The organism is Paludisphaera sp. (assembly GCF_037189885.1).
Taxonomy (GTDB): domain Bacteria; phylum Planctomycetota; class Planctomycetia; order Isosphaerales; family Isosphaeraceae; genus Paludisphaera.
In genome coordinates this window covers 1-17,826 of sequence record NZ_JBBCIR010000068.1, presented here as the reverse complement: position 1 = coordinate 17,826, position 17,826 = coordinate 1, and the positions used below count along the sequence as shown (strand labels likewise).

16 protein-coding genes are annotated in these 17,826 nt (G+C 71.0%); 7 read left to right on the top strand and 9 right to left on the bottom strand.

The genetic code is table 11. From position 1 onward, the window contains the following. Positions 1-283: 283 nt before the first annotated feature. From WG209_RS18890 to WG209_RS18880, 3 genes are all read right to left on the bottom strand, one after another. Positions 284-2,398, bottom strand: a complete 2,115-nt coding sequence (locus tag WG209_RS18890; RefSeq protein WP_337176639.1) for a thioredoxin domain-containing protein — start codon at positions 2,396-2,398, stop codon at positions 284-286. Between the two features lie 157 nt (positions 2,399-2,555). Further along, positions 2,556-3,047 (bottom strand): hypothetical protein, encoded by a 492-nt coding sequence (locus tag WG209_RS18885; RefSeq protein WP_337176638.1) that lies wholly within the window; start codon positions 3,045-3,047, stop codon positions 2,556-2,558. Positions 3,048-3,245: 198 nt separating this feature from the next. Then, positions 3,246-4,469, bottom strand: a complete 1,224-nt coding sequence (locus WG209_RS18880; RefSeq protein WP_337176637.1) for a Gfo/Idh/MocA family oxidoreductase — start codon at positions 4,467-4,469, stop codon at positions 3,246-3,248. A gap of 324 nt (positions 4,470-4,793) precedes the next feature. On the opposite strand from WG209_RS18880, the gene WG209_RS18875 reads away from it, so the two are divergent. From WG209_RS18875 to WG209_RS18855, 5 genes are all read left to right on the top strand, one after another. After that, positions 4,794-7,487, top strand: a complete 2,694-nt coding sequence (locus tag WG209_RS18875) for a hypothetical protein (protein WP_337176636.1) — start codon at positions 4,794-4,796, stop codon at positions 7,485-7,487. Positions 7,488-7,952: 465 nt separating this feature from the next. Next, positions 7,953-9,032: a DUF1559 domain-containing protein gene (locus tag WG209_RS18870; RefSeq protein ID WP_337176635.1), complete on the top strand. Its 1,080-nt coding sequence runs from the start codon at positions 7,953-7,955 to the stop codon at positions 9,030-9,032. Positions 9,033-9,135: 103 nt separating this feature from the next. Then, entirely contained in the window at positions 9,136-9,600 is a 465-nt protein-coding gene (locus tag WG209_RS18865; RefSeq protein ID WP_337176634.1) for a hypothetical protein, read from the top strand. Positions 9,601-9,910: 310 nt separating this feature from the next. After that, the gene (locus tag WG209_RS18860; protein ID WP_337176633.1) at positions 9,911-11,005 is read left to right on the top strand and encodes a DUF1559 domain-containing protein; all 1,095 of its coding nucleotides are present in this window, start codon (positions 9,911-9,913) and stop codon (positions 11,003-11,005) included. Positions 11,006-11,066: 61 nt separating this feature from the next. Then, positions 11,067-11,276 carry a hypothetical protein gene (locus tag WG209_RS18855; protein ID WP_337176632.1) on the top strand — a complete coding sequence of 70 codons (210 nt, stop codon included), beginning with the start codon at positions 11,067-11,069 and terminating at the stop codon, positions 11,274-11,276. 254 nt (positions 11,277-11,530) lie between these two features. Here WG209_RS18855 and WG209_RS18850 read toward each other — a convergent pair whose 3' ends face one another. The 3 genes from WG209_RS18850 to WG209_RS18840 form a co-directional block, all read right to left on the bottom strand. Next, positions 11,531-12,400 (bottom strand): enoyl-CoA hydratase-related protein, encoded by an 870-nt coding sequence (locus tag WG209_RS18850; protein ID WP_337176631.1) that lies wholly within the window; start codon positions 12,398-12,400, stop codon positions 11,531-11,533. Between the two features lie 238 nt (positions 12,401-12,638). Beyond that, positions 12,639-12,866: a hypothetical protein gene (locus WG209_RS18845; RefSeq protein ID WP_337176630.1), complete on the bottom strand. Its 228-nt coding sequence runs from the start codon at positions 12,864-12,866 to the stop codon at positions 12,639-12,641. A gap of 59 nt (positions 12,867-12,925) precedes the next feature. Beyond that, on the bottom strand, positions 12,926-13,150 hold the full coding sequence (locus tag WG209_RS18840; protein WP_337176629.1) for a hypothetical protein: 225 nt from the start codon (positions 13,148-13,150) through the stop codon (positions 12,926-12,928). Between the two features lie 482 nt (positions 13,151-13,632). On the opposite strand from WG209_RS18840, the gene WG209_RS18835 reads away from it, so the two are divergent. Next, a complete protein-coding gene (locus WG209_RS18835; protein ID WP_337176628.1) occupies positions 13,633-14,550 on the top strand; it encodes a DUF362 domain-containing protein in 918 nt (305 codons plus the stop codon). 61 nt (positions 14,551-14,611) lie between these two features. Here the strand turns inward: WG209_RS18835 and WG209_RS18830 are convergent, their stop codons facing one another. Both WG209_RS18830 and WG209_RS18825 read right to left on the bottom strand, forming a co-directional pair. Further along, on the bottom strand, positions 14,612-14,806 hold the full coding sequence (locus tag WG209_RS18830; protein WP_337176627.1) for a carbon storage regulator: 195 nt from the start codon (positions 14,804-14,806) through the stop codon (positions 14,612-14,614). 216 nt (positions 14,807-15,022) lie between these two features. Next, a complete protein-coding gene (locus WG209_RS18825; RefSeq protein WP_337176626.1) occupies positions 15,023-15,940 on the bottom strand; it encodes a metallophosphoesterase in 918 nt (305 codons plus the stop codon). Between the two features lie 91 nt (positions 15,941-16,031). On the opposite strand from WG209_RS18825, the gene cyaB reads away from it, so the two are divergent. Then, positions 16,032-16,601 (top strand): class IV adenylate cyclase, encoded by a 570-nt coding sequence (cyaB, locus tag WG209_RS18820; RefSeq protein ID WP_337176625.1) that lies wholly within the window; start codon positions 16,032-16,034, stop codon positions 16,599-16,601. A gap of 33 nt (positions 16,602-16,634) precedes the next feature. Here cyaB and WG209_RS18815 read toward each other — a convergent pair whose 3' ends face one another. Then, the gene (locus WG209_RS18815) at positions 16,635-17,543 is read right to left on the bottom strand and encodes a HEAT repeat domain-containing protein (protein ID WP_337176624.1); all 909 of its coding nucleotides are present in this window, start codon (positions 17,541-17,543) and stop codon (positions 16,635-16,637) included. Positions 17,544-17,826 lie beyond the last annotated feature (283 nt).

The following is a 17,826-nucleotide window of genomic DNA, read 5'->3' as shown; positions in this document are numbered from 1 at the left end:
CCCCCTCATCCGGCCTTCGGCCACCTTCTCCCACGAGGGGAGAAGGGGGGACATTCGTGGCGGGAACCCGCTTCGCATCCATGGCGGAAAAAGTGTCGGGTCGTCAGCCCGCCGGGAGAGGGTAGCCGCGCCAGCGGCGGGCGAGGGCCGCCGGAGTTCGGGGGCGCCGTCGGGGCGGGAGGTCATGAACCGACGCTATCTCCACCTGTCCGTAGACCCTCACCCGGCCCTCCGGGCCACCCTCTCCCGGCGGGAGAGGGGACGCTCACGGGGCAGGGCGGCGTTACCGCCGTGGCGCGAGGGCGGCGATGGCCGCCTCGGCGCCGACGACGGGGGCCCGGCAGGCGCGGGCTTCGCAGTCATACAGGGTGACGCGGCCGTCGATGGGGGGGCGGTCCTGGAGGACGGGGAGGAGCGCCGCGAGGGTTTCGCGGGACTCGGCCGGGGCGGGGGCGACGACGGCGTGGGGGAGGAATCGGGCGAAGGCGGCGTCGAGGACGGCGTCGAACTCGGCGCGGTCGGCGCCGGCGACGATCGCCAGCTCTCGGCTCGGCGCGAGCATCACGTCGAGCGCCAGGAACGTCTGTCCGGCGGCGGCGGGGGCCGATTCCAGCACGACGGCCGCCGCCTCGACCGCCTCGCGGCCGACGCGGTCGAAGTCTTCGCGGCCGGTCAGCGCGGCCAGGCGGATCAGGGCGGAGGCGGCCATGCCGTTGCCCGAGGGGATCGCGTCGTCGAACAGGTCCTTCTGGCGCGTGAGCAGTTCCTCGTGGCTCGCGCCGGTGTAGAAGAAGCCGCCGCGGTCGGGGTCGCGGAACTCGGCGATCATGACCTCGGCGAGCTTCGCGGCCGATTCGATCCAGCGCGGCGTCCCGGTCGCCTCGTAGAGCCGGGTCAGGCCGTCGATCAGGCAGGCGTAGTCGTCCAGGAAGCCGTCGATGCGCGCGACGCCGTCCTTGTAGGTGTGGAGCAGCCGGCCCTCGGGCGTGGCGAGCCGGATCAGCAGGAACCCGGCGGCCTTCTCGGCGGCGGCGAGGAACCGGGGCTCGGGCAGGGCGCGGCCGGCCAGCGCCAGCGCGGCGATCGTCATGCCGTTCCAGGCGACGAGCACCTTGGTGTCCTTCCCCGGCGCGACGCGGCGCTCGCGGGCGGCCAACAGCTTCGCGCGCGACTCGGCCAGCTCGGCGGCCAGGTCGTCGGGGTCGCGGCCGAGGTCCTTCGCGGACTCGGCGATCGGCCGGGGGAGGTTGATGATGTTGCGACGCTCCCAGTTCCCCTGGGCGGAGACGTCGTACGTCAGCGAGAAGTTGCGGCCCTTGTCGGTCCCCAGGACGTCCAGCACCTCGCCCAGCGACCAGAGGTAGTACTTCCCCTCCTGGCCCTCGCTGTCGGCGTCTTCCGCGGAGTAGAAGGGGCCGTCGGGGTCGGTCATCCGGCCGAGGACGTAGTCGAGCGTCCCGCGCGCGGTGTCGGCGAACGAGGGCTCGCCGGTGGCCTGGTACGCCTCGACGTACGCGGAGGCGAGCAGGGCATTGTCGTACAGCATCTTCTCGAAATGCGGCACGAGCCAGCGATCGTCGGTGGAGTAGCGGGCGAAGCCGCCGCCGAGATGGTCGTAGATCCCGCCGCGCGCCATCTTCCCCAGCGTGAGGGTCGCGGCGTGCAGCGCCTGGGCGTCGCCGGCGCGAGCGTGCTGGCGGAGCAACTGCCGGACGTCCATCGGGTGCGGGAACTTGGGGGCCTGGCCGAACCCGCCGTGCTGGACGTCCAGGCTCCGGATCAGGGCCGTCGCCGCCCGGTCCAGCATCGCCGTCGAGACCGGCCCGGACGCCTCGCGGCCCCGGCCGACGTCCGAGGCGTTCCGCAGGTGGGCGGTCATCTCGGCGGCCGACTTGCGGATCTCGTCCCGGCGCTCGGTCCAGGCGCGGTTGACGCTCAGCATCACGCGCGGGAACCCCGCCATGCCGCGGGCGTCGGTGGGGGGGAAGTACGTCCCGGCGAAGAAGGGCTCGAGGTCGGGCGTGAGGAAGACCGACATCGGCCAGCCGCCGTGGCCGGTCATCGCCTGGACGGCCGCCATGTAGACCTGGTCGACGTCCGGGCGCTCCTCGCGGTCCACCTTGATGTTGATGAAGTGGGCGTTCATGATCCGGGCGATGTCCGGATTCTGGAAGCTCTCCCGCTCCATGACGTGGCACCAGTGGCACGCCGAGTAGCCGATGGACAGGAAGATCGGCCGGTCCTCGGCCTTCGCCCTCGCCAGCGCCTCCGGCCCCCAGGGATACCAGTCCACCGGATTGTGGGCGTGCTGCAGGAGGTAGGGGCTGGTCTCCCCGGCCAGGCGGTTGGCGGGGCGGCCGGGATCGGGGGCGCTATGGGGGCTTGCGTGGTGCGACATGACCGGATTCTAGGCCCGCGCGGGATCGGTCGTCAACGCGACCCAAGGAGGGGGTCCAGCGGCTCGTTCACGAAGTGCGGGCGGCCGTGCCGCTCGACGCCCGGGTCGATCCGCCAGGCGGCCCCCCTCGCGACCGCGACCAGCTCCCATCCGGGGATCACTCCCCGACGACGGTGAACTCCCGGACATTGCGCCCGGCCAGATGGTTCTCGGCGAACGTCGCGTCCGTCAAGGCGGACGGGTCCCGGGTCGCGTGGATATCATACAAGGAGACGACCGCCTTGTAGTCGCCCGCGGGCAGGGTCACGACGTCTTCGAAGATGGGTTTCGCGAACTCGGCGCCACCGCGATCGAATGCCCGGTCCGCGTAGAGCTGCTCGAGGACCACCTCTCGGGTCGTCCGCTCTCGAATCCGCAGCCCCCACGCATAGCGGATATTCGGCCTGGAGTCCGAGATCGCCGCCTTCGCCGAGATCGTCGCCTCATTCCCCGACGCCGCCGCCTCGACTTCCCCCAACGTGAACTTCGAGACCTCGGGCGACGATCCCGCCGCCTCGGCCCGCGTGGCGAGCAGGGCGAATGTCCCTAGCACCGACAACCCGGCCAGCACGACCAGCACGCCGACCTTGATCGCGAACGGAAATCTCATCCGACCCTCCAGAATTGAGCCGCCCCTCAACCGAGTCGAATATCTCCATCCAGCCGCGAGGACTCGCCCCGATAATATACACCTTTTAACGGGCGCGCCGACGTCAATCCGCGGCGCTTATCGAACCATAATAACATAACACGGAAAACGACCCACGGCCCGCGCCGGCGAGGCGGGGCCGCGGGGCGACGGCGGGGGTCAGAGCGAGTACTGGGGGATCTTGAAGGTCTCGCCGTCCTTCATCGCGGAGAGGTGGGCGTAGTAGCCGGGGGTGGTCATGTTCAGCGCGTCGATGACGTCGACGGCGGGCTTGCGGCCCCGGAGGATGGAGTCGATGAAGTCGTCGCCGAGGTAGCCGTGCGAGCCGCCGTGCCCGCCCGGCTCGACCCCCGGCGGCAGCGCGTGCTTCTTGAGCTGGAGGCCGTTGGCGATCGCCTCCTCGTACCGCTTCTGGCCGGTCGCGTCGCCGACGAACTTCTGGTTGTAGCCGGCGTACTCGCCGCGGATGCGCCCGGCCTCCAGGTACTCGCCCTGCGAGCCGCAGATGATCATCCGGGCGATCCCCCCCTCGGCGGTGCGGAACGTGCCGACCTCGGAGGTGAAGACGTTGCCGATCGCGTTGGGCTTCCGGAGCGCCTCGTCGAAGGGGGCGGTCCCCTGGCACGAGACGTCGACGAGGCTCTTGTGCGTCACGCCGACGTAGTAGGCCGTCGCGTGGGTGGGGTACCACATCGGGCAGCCCTTCTTCCGCCAGTCCTTGTACGAGCCCAGGCTCGGCGCGCCCAGCGACTTCGGGTGGCAGTACTCGCCTTCCGCGTAGACGATCCGGCCGAAGACGCCGGCGGCGTAGAGCCGCTCCATCGCGTAGAGGTCGTCGTGGAACTGCGAGGTCTCGAACAGGGCGTAGACCAGCCCCGGGTTCTTCTTGCAGCACTCCAGCAGCCGCTCGGCGTCCTCGATGTCCCCGCGGAACGCCGGGACCGCCGTGGCGACGTGCTTCCCGTGCTCCATGCAGAGGATGGCGTGCTTGGCGTGGGCCGGCGCGTCGGTGGCGCAGTAGATCGCCTCGATCGTGTCGTCCTTGACCATCTCCTCCAGCGAGGGATAGGTCTTCTCGCACTTCGCCAGCCGGGCCATCTCCGAGCAGCGATCCGGGTACAGGTCGCTGACGGCGACCAGCTCCACGTTGGGATGGTGCTGGAGGCCGAACTCCAGGCCGAACTTGCAGACGCCGTGGCCCACGATCCCGACGCGGACCTTGCGGTCGCTGAAGGGCTTCCACTCCTTCGTCCGGTCGTAGTCGGTCTGGGTCTGGTCGAAGCCGGGGATCGTCTTGTTGTCCCGCGAGGCCCCCAGGGCGGAGGTCGCGGCCGCGGCCGCCGCGGAGGTCGCCAGGAAGGATCGGCGGGAGAGGGGATTCATGGCGGGCTCGTCCTTTTATCGGGGCGAGTGACGAACGGGGTTCGGGACGCGGCGCCGGGCGCGGCCCATCGCCCCCAGGATGGGGCCGCGCAGCGGCCGACGCAACCCGTTTGCCGCGCCAGGTCCCCGTGGCGCCGGCGCGACGAGGGGGCCGACGACGGGCGTTGCCTGGCGGATCGCCAATCACCCCCCTTTTTTACAATCCGCCCGAAACCGCCTTGGCGAAACGCGGGAAATCGGCAGACTTCCCGACGATGGGAGGGATCCGGCCCGGGGGCGGCTCGCGCCGACTCGGAGGATCCCGGCGACGCGGGCGGGGGGACCATGGCACGATCACGGACGCGGGCGAGGTCGCGGGCGGGTCGGGCGGCGGCGCTGGTGACGGCGGCGGCGCTGGCGACGGGCGGATGCTCCACCGTCCGCGACACCTGGCCCGTCCCCACCAGCCTCATCAAGGACGACCCGCGCACGGCCCTGCTGCGCGTCGAGCAGATGATCGACGGCCTGGACCGGAGCATGACCCAGCAGGGGACCATCGGCGTCAAGTCGCCCGACGTCTGGGGGCAGGACCGGCTCGCCAAGTTCCGCTCCGAGTACGAACTCCAGATGGCCCAGTGGCTCAAGACCGGCTTCAAGGGGGTCATCAACGCCTCCATCAGCCGGAGCGAGGCGCGGGCCCAGCGCCTGCAGCTCGCCGGGGGCCTGGCCGACACCGCGTCGACCACCACGACCACCGACGGCAAGACCACGACCACGACCGCCGAGGACGACCGCACCAAGGCCCTGCTCTCGCTGCTGGCGAGCCAGAGCGCGGCGACCGCCGCCACCGCGGCCCAGGCGGCGCTGCCGGCGGGCAAGGAGGCGGGGCCCATCACCGCGGATCCCTCGGCCGGCGGGATGCTGGAGCCGACCGTCATCCTGGACGAGCATTCGCACTACCTCAACCACCTGAACCAGCTGCGCCGGATCAACGCCGGCGACGACCTCACCGACCGCCCCGGGTACGGGCTGTACCTGGTGCGGATCCCGGTCACGCTCTCTCCGGGGCCCAAGAGCCGCAAGGGGAAGGGGGCCATCATCACGGTCTCGGCGAAGTCGCTGATGGACCGCGACACGATGCGCTACACCCTGCGCAACGCGGTGATCAACGAGGCCGTCGCCAGCCTCACGCACGCCATCTGCGACGGCGAGGACGTGAAGGAGGGCCCCAGTTCGGGATCCGGCGTCGGGCCGCTCGCCCTGATCGCCGCCTCCGACGCCCCTTCCTTCTACGGCGTCGAGAACATCAGCCACCTCCGCGAGGAGGCGCGCGCCCGGCTGTCGCGCGAGCTGGCCGACGAGCCCTACCACCGCGCCGCGAGGATCTCCCAGTGGCTCCGCGGCGAGCTGGAGGCGTCGTACGCGATGCTGGAGCAGGAGGCCGCCTCGGGCGGGTCGCGGGCGGCGTCGGGGCAGGCGAAGGCGAGCGGGCAGGGGGACGCGCGCCCGTCGGAGTCCGACCCCTTCGAGCCCCTGGGGGCGCTGCTGGCCCGTCGCGACTACGTCAAGATCGCCGAGATGCGGCCCCGGACCGCGCCCGGCGAGCCCGGCGTGATGATGGCGTCCGGCGACGGCGCCGGGGCGATGGAGGTGGGCGCCGACCGCCGTCGGACGCTCGCGGCGCTCGGGTTCGTGCTGCGGCTCCAGGCCGCGGCGCTCAACGCCAGGCTCAAGCAGGACGTGCTGGACCAGGTGCCGGAGTATCACGACTTCGACCGTCGCGAGGAACTCCGCCGCGCCAACTTCTTCGACCCCGAGGGGTCGGTCCGCGCCTTCGAGATCTTCCGCCGCTACACCGACGCCAAGTGGCCGCTGCGGGTCTACGCCATCGAGCCGGTCATCGCCCAGCAGAACGTCGCCGACTCGGTCGCGCGGCGATCGGCCACGGGGCTGGACCTCGTCGGCGGCGTGCCGGCCCTGGGGCCGCTCCGCGCCGCGGGCATCTTCTCCACCAACCGGGCGCTGGCCGAGGAGGAGGCGGCCATCCGGCTGAACCCCACCATGGTCGGCTTCGGCGCGGGGGAGAACACGTTCGGCTGGGTCTTCTACCCCAGGCTCCAGACCTCGGCGACCGGGCGCGTCGGCGTGGCCGCCGTCTCCCAGATGCTCCGGAACAACCTGGGCGACGGCGAGCGCCAGCAGAGCATCGAGCCCGGCCAGCGCGAATGCACGGCGCTGATCGTCATGCCCAACTTCGTCCCCAAGATCGAGTTCGTCACCGTGGCCAACTGGTTCCGGTCCGGCGACCTGGACGGCCGCACCGCCGTCATCGAGAAGGCGTCCGACCTCGGCGCCCGGCTCGTCGAGGCCGAGCAGGCGCTCGACGACCTCAACAGCACCGGCGCGTTCGCCTACAGCCGCCCCGAGGAATTGCAGGTGGCCGTCGAGCGGCTCAACCAGCTCAAGAGCCTGATGCCGACCCAGCGGCTGGTGGTGCGCGTCCCGTTCTCGGCCGAGCACAACGACTCGCGCGTCTTCTGCTCGCGCGGGGGCCAGCTCCGCCCCGAGCTGACGGCCTGGCACGGCAAGCCGCCGGAGGAGGGAGAGGAGTCCACCATTTTCCTCGAAGGCAAGAACTTCAGCGTCCACGACACCCACGTCGTCGCCGGGGGCAAGACGGCCGAGTCGATCCTGGTCAGCCGCAACGTGATGCAGGTGACCATCTCCCGGGACGCCCGCGCCACCCCCAACGCCGACGGCGCGCCCCTGATGGCCATCAGCGTCGCCACCCCCAACGGCACCTCGAACTCGCTGCTCATCCGCACCTCCCCGCGCGGCGCGGACCGTCCCGCGGAGCAGCCCCCGCGACCTTCGCCCCCCGCCCCCCACCAGACCGCGCGTGCCGCGCCGACGCCCCCCCAGGAGATCGAACCCCCGGCCGAGGCCCCGGCCAAGGTCGACGCGGCCCCGCCCCCCACGCCCCCCGCCGACCCCGGCGTCCAGCAGGCCGCCGACGCCGCGGCAGCGCCGCCGAAGTGACCGCCAGCCCCGAAGCCGGGGGGCCACGCGCCGTCCCGGCGGAATATTCCGAGAATTCGCGCGAAGTTGCGAGGCGCGGCTGGGGCAGTCCGTCGGCGCGTCTCGAAGTTGACGCGTCGGCGACGTGGCCTAACAAATCCCGCATCGGGACCGCAACCGACTCGGACGAAATCTGTTGCAACGAGCGTTTCGCGCAACGCCTATTCCAGCGTCTATTAATGATTACGGACATCTCCTGGTCGGATGACGCACGGAATCACCCAGGCGCGTGCGCAATCAGGCGGCCTTCGATCCTAGCATCTTGATGATTCCGTAAATTCCGCTTAAACTTAGTCGGGCCGGGGATTCCGCCGGCCCCCCCTCTCTAGGCCCGATGTCCGCGACGTCGACCCTTCATGGGTCAGCGGACGAGGTCCTGCTCATCCCGTACCTTCGTCCAACCCGCCTGACCACGGAAGCACTCCCATGCAACCACGTCGTCGTGGATTCACGCTAATCGAGCTCCTGGTGGTGATCGCGATCATCGCCGTGCTCATCGCCCTGCTGCTGCCGGCCGTGCAGAGCGCCCGCGAGGCCGCCCGCCGCGCCCAGTGCACCAACAACCTGAAGCAACTTGGCCTGGCCTCGGCGAACGCCGAGTCGGCGACCGGGGCGTTCATCCCCGGGTTCGGCCCGGACTACAATTTCGCCCGCTTCGGCGGCTCGTGCGGCGCGCGGCCCAACGTGATGGCGCAGATCCTGCCGTACCTGGAGGCGGGGAACGTCCACAGCACGTTCAACTTCGAGTGGTGCATCAACCTGTACGGCGCCGGCACGGCCAACCAGACGGCCCAGTCGCAGATCGTCGCCGCGTTCGTCTGCCCGTCCGACCCCTCCACCACGAAGTTCTTCGACCTGGGCTACACCAACTACTGCGCCAGCCTCGGCGCCACCGCCGCCCAGCGCCTCGGGACCACTGCGGCCTCGTTCGAGAGCGTCACCTCCCGCGCCGGCATCTTCAACGTCACGGGGTTCAACACCTCGTCCTCGGAGTTCCCCAACCGGAACAAGGCCAACCCGGTCACGGTCGCGTCGGTGACCGACGGGACCAGCAACACGGCCCTCTTCTCCGAGACCCTGCGTAGCCACGCGGTCAACACCACCGCCGACGCCGCGGGCTGGACCTCCGGCATCCTGCCGACCAACCCGGTGAACTTCCTCTACATCAGCGACGGCAACCTGGGCGTGGCCCCCAACTGCTACTACGGCGGGCCCGGCTACGCCGGCCGGCTCACCTACCGGGGCCAGCAGTATTACCGCGGCCTGCCGATCAACGGCTACTACAGCCACACCCTGACCCCCAACTCGAAGTGGTTCGATTGCGGCGTGTTCGGGACGGCCTTCAACAACGGCCACATGGCCCCCCGCAGCCGGCACTCCGGCGGCGTGAACGTCGGCTTCGCGGACGGCTCGGTCCGCTTCATCAAGGACTCGATCGCCCTGCCCACCTGGCTCGCCCTGGGCTCCCGCGCCGGCGGCGAGGTCGTCAGCGCCGATTCCTACTGATCCGACGGGCCGCCCACCCGGCGACATCCATCCCACCGGGGGGCGGCCCGCCCGGCCGTCCCCCCTCATCACATCTCGACCACCTCGATCACGGACCGTCGACATGCGCTCCCTTCTCTTCGCGACGCTCACCATCTCCCTCGGGTTCGCCGCCGGCTGCGCCGAGCCGACCAGCGAAACGGTCACGGAGGCCAACCGCGCCGAGGTCGCCCTCAACGACGTCGGCCAGATGTACCGCCAGTACACCTTCGACAAGAAGAAGCCGCCGACCTCCCTCGGGGACTTCGGCCCCTATGAGGTGATGGCCCCGCTCGGACTCCAGGCGCTCCGCGACGGCGACGTCGTGGCGCGCGCCGGCGTCGTCATCCAGGACGTCGAGGAAGGCCCCGCCACCAAGGACCCGGCCGACGCGGTGTTGGCCTACGCCAAGGACGTCCCCACGTCCGGCGGCCCCGTGCTGATGCACAATCGCACGATCCGCAAGATGACGGCCGACGAGTTCAAGTCGGCCAAGATGGCCGGCGACGGCGACATGCCCGCCGGCAAGGCCTCGCCCAAGGGCAAGTGACCCCGCCCGCGACCGCCCGCGCGAACTTCCCCCGACCGCCCGAGCCCGGCGTCGCCCCTTCGATGGGGCGGCGGCCGGGCCGTTTCGTTCGAAGGCCTCGCGGCGCCCGTCGGCCGCGCGATCGGCCCGACGCCTCGGCGATCGAGCCCCCCACGCCCGTTCCCGCCTTGAAATCCCGGCCGCCATCCCCTAAGCTTTTAGGCGACCGCAATCCTCTCTTTCCTCTCCCGCCTCCATGACGGTCCCGCGACTCCTTCATCGGCAAGGGGATGGGCCGTCGCGTCTCCACGCACCCCCAGGGAACGAGAGTATGACGAATCGACGAGGTCGTCGCGGCTTCACGCTGATCGAGCTGCTGGTTGTCATCGCGATCATCGCGGTGCTGATCGCGCTGCTGCTCCCGGCCGTGCAGGCCGCCCGCGAGGCCGCCCGCCGCTCCCAGTGCATCAACAACCTGAAGCAGATCGGGCTCGCCTGCATGAACTACGAGAGCGCGAACAACGTGCTCCCGGCGCACTCGATGAGGACCCCGGTGGGGTCGCTCGCGGGCCTCCCGTACAGCTGGATCCCGCCCATCCTCCAGTATTCGGAGCAGGGGCCCATGTACAACGCGATCAACTTCTACCTGGAGCCGATGGGCTCGGCGATCGGCGGCTACTCGAACTCGACGGCATCCACGGCGAACCTGGCGATGCTGGCCTGCCCGTCGGAGAGCAACCCGCGGGAGCTGCGCGTGTTCGTCGGGAGCACCTACTACGGGTCGACGAACTACGTCGGCAACCTGGGCGGCCCGGGGGTCCTCCAGGTCGCGTCGGGATCGATCATCCCGACCCGGGGCGCCGATTACGGGTCCGGCTACGCCACGGCCACCTGGGGGCCCGTCTCGATCGCCTCGATGACCGACGGCACGTCCAACACGGCCCTGGCCAGCGAGCGGCTGATCGGCCAGAACGTCGTCTTCACCCGCAGCAGCCCGAGCGCCCGCCGCGGGATCTTCACGCCCCCGTCCGGCGCGCCCGTCCCCGGGACGATGGAGAACGCGCTGGCGTTCGTCCAGGCCTGCAACAACATCCCGGGCAGCCAGGGCGTGTACGCGATGCGGACCCCCGGCCAGATGTGGATGTCGACCTATCCCCAGTGGGTCGTGGTCAACGCCTACACCCACTTCGGCACCCCGAACCAGGTGAGCTGCTACAACCCCAGCGACCCGGCGACCAACGCCTCGGCCCCGGCGTACGTCGGCCTGGCCGGCAGCGCCCCGCCGACGAGCAACCACCCGGGGGGCGTCAACGTGGCGTTCGCGGACGGCTCGGTGAAGTTCATCAAGGACTCGATCAGCCCGCAGTCGTGGTGGGCCCTCGGGACCCGCGCCGGCGGCGAGGTCGTCAGCGCCGACTCGCTCTGATCCCATCCGTCCCCGCCGGGCCGCGATCCGGCCCGGCGCCCGAACCCGAGGGCATAGGCACATGACGAATCGACGACTCTTCCTGTCCTCCGTCGGCCTGGCCGTCGCGGCGCTCGCCGCGGCCGGCTGCGGCGACGGAACCCCCGTCCCCCCCGCCGGCTCCGGGGGCGACCTCTCAAACCTCCCCGAAGGCGAGCGCCTCGCGGAGGAGGGCCTGGTGAAGCTCCAGGAGGCCAACGCGAAGAAGGCCGGCTCCCGCAAGAAGGACTGAGCCCGGCCCACGCCCCTCCCCCCGCGCGGGGGAAGGTTGCCCGAGGGGCCGGACCGGAGAAGAACACGCGAGACGGCCGCCGCGATCCAGGGCCGGTCGGATGAGGCTTCAGAGCCCCAATGGTTTTCGCGCCCGTCGTCCCCCCCATCTGACCGCTCCGCGGTCTGCCTCCCCCGCGAGGGGGGAAGACGGTCACGACCCATGCTCCCGTTTTCACGGGAGCATGGGGCCGATGGCACCATCGGGGGCGTCGTTCACTGCTCGGGGCGCAGGAAGAAATCGGCGACGGCGTCGCGGGAGGCGTCGGAGGTCGCGAGTTCGACCAGCCGGGCGACGGTGGCCTCGCGCGCGGCCTCGGGGCCGTCGGCCAGGTCGATCTCGATGATCCGCAGGATGGCGGCCTGCGCCTCGGGGAAGTCGTTGGAGCGGCCTTCGAGCTTCGACCGCGCGAAGGTCAGCTCGTCGCCCCAATCCTCGGCGAGGAAGGGCTGCTCGGAGGGGGCCTCGGACGCCAGGGTCTCCAGCAAGCGGTGCGACTCGTCGGCCGAGACGAGCCGGCTCACCACCCCCTGCGAGCGCGCCTGGAGGAAGCCGATCGGATTGCCGTAGAGCAGGAGGTCGAGCGCGTCCCTGGGGGCCATCAGGCGGGGGAGGTGTTCGATCGCGCCCCAGCCGGGGATCAGCCCCAGCCGCGCCTCCGGCGTGCCGAGTTGCAGCGGGGTGGTCGACGCCAGCGCGACGCGGTGCCGGCAGGCCAGGGCCAGCTCCAGCCCGCCCCCCAGGCACGCGCCGTGGAGGACCGCGGCCGTCGCCGGGCCCAGCCGCATCAGCCGGTCGATCACGTCCAGCCCGCGGCGGACGTAGGCCTCGACCTCCTGGGAGGAGGCCTCGCCGAGCAGGCGTAGGTCGGCCCCCGCGCAGAAGCCCGAGGGCTTGCCGCCGCGGATCAGGACGCCCTGGACCGAGTCGTCCCCCTCGACCTCCGCCAGCCGCTCGTCCAGCTCGTCGAGCGCCGCGCGATCGAGGATGTTCAGCGCCCGGCCGGGCTGATCGAACCAGAGGGTCCAGACGCCGTCCTCGCCCCGATCCCACCGCCAGGCCGCGTCGCGAGCATCCTCGGTCATGTTCATCCCTCGCCTGAGAGTGGGCATCGTCCCAGGTCGGAGACGTGACGGCGGCTGCCGGGCGGGGGCGCGGGGCCCTGGCCCGCCGGGCCGGCCCGCCGGCGGCCTGGGACGGGCGATGGGCGCCCCGTCGGCGGGTCACTGGGATATTACCCTTCGAACCGCCGAGTCGACAGCCTTTCCGGCGAATGATCGCCCCGGCCTCGCGCCGGCCGCCGGCGCAACCGGAGCAAGGTCCTCAGACCTCGTTGGTCAGCGAGTAGATGTTGTGGCCCTCGCGGCGGAGCTTCCCCTCGTCGGCCAGCTCCTCCCAGATGCCGGGGGGGTGGCCGGCGGGGGGCGTGATGCCGCCGATCCGCGACGTCTTGCTGCCGGGGCTCAGGCCCGACTGGTCGTCCAGGCGGGCGAGCTTCAGCCGCTTCTTGAACGCCTTGTACGCGCGCTTGCGTTCTTCCTCGGTCGACATGTTCACGCTCCGAAGTCGGCGGGGGGGGTGAGGGCCCGCGCCGCGATCCGGCCGGCCGGTCAGACGGCGTCGGCGAGGCGACGGCCGATGACGTCGAGCAGGCGCCCGACCTCGTCGGCCTCGAAGTTGCGGTTGAACCGCACGTTGAAGGTCATCTCGTCCGGCTCGGGACGATTGCCGGCCTCGTCGCACATGTGGACGACGACGCCGCGAAACGACGCCCGGCCGAGGATTTCCCGCACGAGTTCCTCGGTCGAGTAGAGCTCCAGCTCGCGAATGGGCATTCTCGTCCTCGGTGAGAATGGGAGACCCGACCGACTCCCGCGTCCGCTCCATCGCGGCCACGCATCCGGCGTCGTCGGATTCGTCACCCACGATCTTAGCGCGCCGCGACGATGCTTGGAAGGTCAACGCCGCGGGGGCATGGCCCTGGATGCTGGGGAATGACGAGGCGCGCCGGACATCGGGGCGGCCATCCCGACGTCCTTCCCCCCTCGCGGGGGAAGGTGACTTGAAGGGCCGGATGGGGGGGGACCAGCGCGTAGGCCGGTGGGATTCGCGAGGGCCGGTCGGACGGGCCTTCGCAACACCAATGGCCTTCGTGCTCGTCGTCCCCCTCATCTGGCCGCTCCGCGGTCTGTCTTCCCCCGCGAGGGGGGAAGACGATCAACGCCGCGGGGGGCGTCGCGCGGAGGTCGCGGCACGGGGGCTGCATCAGCGTGGCGGAGCGTCCGCTCGACCCCGAATCCGACCAGGAGCCCCGACGATGACGAGCCCCGAGGACGACCTGACCGTGGCGATCGCCGATCGACCGGGCGACCCCGACAAGGGGATCGCCGAGGCGCTGGGCCACCTGAACCTGGACGACTTCCGCGACAAGGTGGTCTGCGTCAAGCCGAACGAGACCACGGCCGACCCCGACGACAAGACGGCGTGCACCCAGGCGGACACGCTCCGCGCCACGATCCGGTACATCAAGACGCTGCGCCCGAAGTCGATCGTGGTGTCCGGGGGCTCGGGGGCGAAGCCGACGGGCGAGGTCTTCAAGATCCTAGGATATGACGAGGTGATCGCGGAGGAGGGGGTCGAGTCGTTCGACCACAACAAGCCGCCGTTCATGGAGGTCGACCTGACCTACGGCCCCCAGCGCAAGGTGGTGGTGAACCCGCGGGTGCTGGAGTACGAGCGGGTCGTCTCGCTGGCGCAGCTGAAGGTCCACCGCACGGCGACGGTGACGATGGCGATCAAGAACATCGCCATGAGCTTCCCCTGCGCCGAGTATTACGGCCACTCCCGCGTCCAGCAGGAGTTCCATCCCCACAACATCCTCAAGGATAAGCAGGCGTTCCTGGTGGGGATGGCGCTCCGGTTCCCGATCCACCTGGCGATCGTCTCCGGCCATCCGGCGATGATCGGGACGGGCCCGGTCGGCGGGAAGGCGGTGGAGACGGGCCTGGTGATCGCCGGCCGCAACGCGGTCGCGGTCGACTCGGTGGGGGCGTTCCTGCTCGGCTTCGAGACCAACGGCGTGCAGCACCTGCGGCAGGCCGTGGAGGTCGGCCTCGGCGAGACCTACATGTCGCCCGACCGCGACGGCGGCGAGGGGCGGCTGATCATCAAGGGGCTCCCGGTGAAGGAGGCGACGCGGATATTCCGGGTCGCGGCCTACGGCGAGGCCTTCTGAGCCGGGGCCGGGCGAGCCGATTCACGCCCGCGGGGGGCCGGCGACGGCACCCCCGACGGCCTCACGACGAGAGCGACGACAGCAGGACGTCGCGATAGGTCCGAACCCGAGACCGCTCTTCCCCGCGCTCGACGGCGACGTCGTCGGGATGATCGATGGCGAGCAGCACGCCGTCGTCCCGAATCTCCACCACGGTGACGACCACGTCGTCGCCGATCAGGACGCTCTCGCCCTCTTCCCTGGGGATGATGATCACAGTCCACCTCGCGGCAAGGCCCCATGGTCCGATCCGCCCGACCCGTGGGGGGCGGGGGCGGGCGGTGACGACCACCCGATTGTAGCGAGGGGCCCCCCCCCGTCAATCGACGACCAAGGGCCGCGACGAAGCACCCTGCAACCGTCACAACTTGCGCGATCGTCGCGGCCGATTTTTCGAGATTCGTGACGCCGTGGCGACACCGCGATCCGATTTTCAAGCCCCTCGCCACGACAATTCGTCGCGCTCGCGGTCCTTCGTCCGATCCCCGCCGACGCAGCGCAGCTCGATCGTCGCGCCGGAGCCGTCGCGCGCGGGCTCCAGTCGGCACCAGCCCAGCGGCTGCCTGGCGTCGAAGTGGTACGCCACCGCCGGGAGGTTCACCAGGCGCACGCCGTCGCGCTCGTCCAGCCGCCAGACGTGCGTGTGGCCGAAGACCAGCGCCTTCACCTGCTTGCGGGGCCGAAGGATATCGAACAGCGCGGCGGTGTCCTGCAACGCCCCCGGGCGCGGCCCCTCCGTCGGCGACGGATGATGATGCATCAAAACGACCGTCGGGACGTCGGGCTTCGCGTCGAGGGTCTTCGCCAGCCATCCCCTCTGGGCCTCGCCGAGCACGCCGTCGACCTCGTCCACCTTGTCCAGCGAGTCCAGCAAGACCAGCCGCGCGCCCGCCGCGTCGACGACCGTCGCGAACCGCCCCTCGACGGCCGGGTCGGCCTGGGCCTTCAGGGCCTCGCGGATCGGCCCGCGATCGTCGTGGTTGCCCAGCGTCAGGTGGATGGGGATGCCGCGCTCGCGCAGCGGGGCGAGGAGCTTCAGGAGCTGCGCGTAGTCGCCCGGCTGGCCGTTCTTCAGCGCCAGGTCGCCGACGATGGCGACGGCCTCCGGCGGCGTCGGCTGGGCGAGGATGTCGCCCACCGCGGCGCGGAGGTTGTTGCTCATGTTGTGCGCCCCGTTGTGGACGAACTTGCCGGGGTCGGCGTCGATGTGCGTGTCGGCCAGGAGGGCGACGTAGGGGGCGGGCGCGTCGAACGAGGAGGCGCGGAGGCGGGGCAGGGCGGTCGACGCGCCCCCGACGGCCAGGCCGTGGAGGAACGAGCGGCGCGACGTGGGGGGGAGGTGGATCGGCATGTCGGCTCCCTTGTTGGTAGACTGGGGCGTCCGCCACCGTCGGGGCCGCCCCCCGCCATCTTAACCCCGATCCCGCCGGGAGGCCGCGCCGATGAGTTATGAGGTCGAGGTCAAGTATCGCGGCGTCGATCACGACGCCCTGCGCCGCGCCCTGACGGCGCTGGGGGCCGTGGGCCGGGCGACGGTCGAGGAGGAGGACTCCTACCTCAACCACCCCGCGCGCGACTTCGCCGCCACCGGCGAGGCGTTCCGGATCCGTCGCGTCGGCGACGACAACCGGGTGACCTACAAGGGCCCCAAGGAAGCCGGCCCGACCAAGACCCGCGAGGAGATCGAGGTCCCCTTCGCCCCCGGCCCCGACCAGTTCGACCGGATATCGCGGCTGCTCGACCGCCTCGGCTTCCGCCGCGTGGCCGTCGTCCGCAAGCACCGGACGCCGTTCGCCCTGACCCTCGACGGCCGCCCGCTGGAGATCACGCTCGACAGCGCCGAGGGCCTGGGCGACTTCGCCGAGGTCGAGACCCTCGCCGCCGACCGCGACGACCTCCCCGCCGCCCAGCAAGCCGTCCTCAAGCTCGCCGAGACGCTCGGGCTGACGAACGTCGAGCCGAGATCCTACTTGCGCATGGCGATGGAAAAGCGCGGTCAACTGTCGACATGATCATCCATGGCGGATGAAATTTCGACCGTGTGATCATCGGATCCCGAGGCCTCTCGCGGCCTCCGGGTCGATGGCGCGGATCGCCGCGGCGACCTCGTCCTTGTTGATCAGGTCGTCGTCCTTGAAAAACTCGATCAGGACGGGCAGGGCCGAATCGGCCGGCGGGCCGATCCGCCTCAAGACGGCCGCCGACGCCCCGAGGGTCGAAGGGTCGCTCCGCAGGAGTTCGACGATCGCGGGCACGGCCGGGGCGGCCTCGGGGCCGAACTGGCTCAAGGTTGCCAGGGCCGTGGTCCTCCTGGTGTCACGGGGATCGCCTTGCAGCTCCTTGATCAAGGCGTCGACTCCCTCCTCGCCCCGCGTGATCCGCCAAAGCGCCTCGGCGGCCGCGAGGCGAAGGGAGCCGTCGCTGGAATGGGCGGAGATCCGCTCGAGCGGCTCGACCGCTGTCGCGGCGTCGGGGCCGATTTGGGCCAGCACCCGCACGACCTGGTAAGCGTGGGTCTCGCTCACCAGGGAGAGTTGGTGGATCAGCGCCGGGACGGCTTCCGTCGCGGCCGGCCCGATCTCGCCGAGGGCGTCGAGGGCGGCGTAGCGTTCGCCCCGGTCTCGGGCCTCGGCCCGGCCGATGGAACTGATCAGGACCGGGAGCACGCCGCGGTCCCGGGCGATGCGCCAGAGGGCGGCGGCGGCCACGACGCGATCGGCCGTCTGGGCCGAAGTCGTCATCCGGGACAGCCTCGGGACGGCGGCATTGGCCTCGGGGCCGATCTTGCCGAGCGCCGCGGCCGCCGTCCAGCGCGGGCCGTCGCGGGGGTCGTCAAGCCCCTCGATCAGCGCGGGCACGGCGCCGGGGCCGATCGCGGCCAGCGAATCGGCCCAGGGCAGTGTCGTCGGACGGGAGGCTGTCGTCCTTCGCAGGATCGTCGGGACGGCGGCCACGGAGTCCGGGCCGATCCTGCCCAACGCATTGACCACCGAGTCGGGTACACCAGGCTCGTCGTCCTCCAACGCCCGGATTAGGTCGGGGACGGCGGACTTCGCCGGAGGGCCCATGACGCCGAGATGGTGAACGGCCTGGGACCTAGAGCGGTTTCTCGTCGACTGTAGTGGTTGACGCGGTTATCTTCGTGGGGCTATGGAGGGCCCCGCCTTGAAAGCCTACTCGACCGACCTCCGCGAGCGGGTCGCCGCGGCCTGCGACGCGGGCGACGCGACCCGCGAG

Excerpts from the sequence above, each read along its gene's own strand:
- WG209_RS18865 (WP_337176634.1), top strand. The coding sequence starts at position 9,136 with ATGCGCTCCCTTCTCTTCGCGACGCTCACCATCTCCCTCGGGTTCGCC.
- WG209_RS18855 (WP_337176632.1), top strand. The coding sequence starts at position 11,067 with ATGACGAATCGACGACTCTTCCTGTCCTCCGTCGGCCTGGCCGTCGCG.
- WG209_RS18880 (WP_337176637.1), bottom strand. The coding sequence starts at position 4,469 with ATGAATCCCCTCTCCCGCCGATCCTTCCTGGCGACCTCCGCGGCGGCC.
- WG209_RS18845 (WP_337176630.1), bottom strand. The coding sequence starts at position 12,866 with ATGTCGACCGAGGAAGAACGCAAGCGCGCGTACAAGGCGTTCAAGAAG.
- WG209_RS18825 (WP_337176626.1), bottom strand. The coding sequence starts at position 15,940 with ATGCCGATCCACCTCCCCCCCACGTCGCGCCGCTCGTTCCTCCACGGC.
- WG209_RS18860 (WP_337176633.1), top strand. The coding sequence starts at position 9,911 with ATGACGAATCGACGAGGTCGTCGCGGCTTCACGCTGATCGAGCTGCTG.
- WG209_RS18840 (WP_337176629.1), bottom strand. The coding sequence starts at position 13,150 with ATGCCCATTCGCGAGCTGGAGCTCTACTCGACCGAGGAACTCGTGCGG.
- WG209_RS18885 (WP_337176638.1), bottom strand. The coding sequence starts at position 3,047 with ATGAGATTTCCGTTCGCGATCAAGGTCGGCGTGCTGGTCGTGCTGGCC.
- cyaB (WP_337176625.1), top strand. The coding sequence starts at position 16,032 with ATGAGTTATGAGGTCGAGGTCAAGTATCGCGGCGTCGATCACGACGCC.
- WG209_RS18870 (WP_337176635.1), top strand. The coding sequence starts at position 7,953 with ATGCAACCACGTCGTCGTGGATTCACGCTAATCGAGCTCCTGGTGGTG.
- WG209_RS18835 (WP_337176628.1), top strand. The coding sequence starts at position 13,633 with ATGACGAGCCCCGAGGACGACCTGACCGTGGCGATCGCCGATCGACCG.
- WG209_RS18890 (WP_337176639.1), bottom strand. The coding sequence starts at position 2,398 with ATGTCGCACCACGCAAGCCCCCATAGCGCCCCCGATCCCGGCCGCCCC.
- WG209_RS18875 (WP_337176636.1), top strand. The coding sequence starts at position 4,794 with ATGGCACGATCACGGACGCGGGCGAGGTCGCGGGCGGGTCGGGCGGCG.
- WG209_RS18850 (WP_337176631.1), bottom strand. The coding sequence starts at position 12,400 with ATGACCGAGGATGCTCGCGACGCGGCCTGGCGGTGGGATCGGGGCGAG.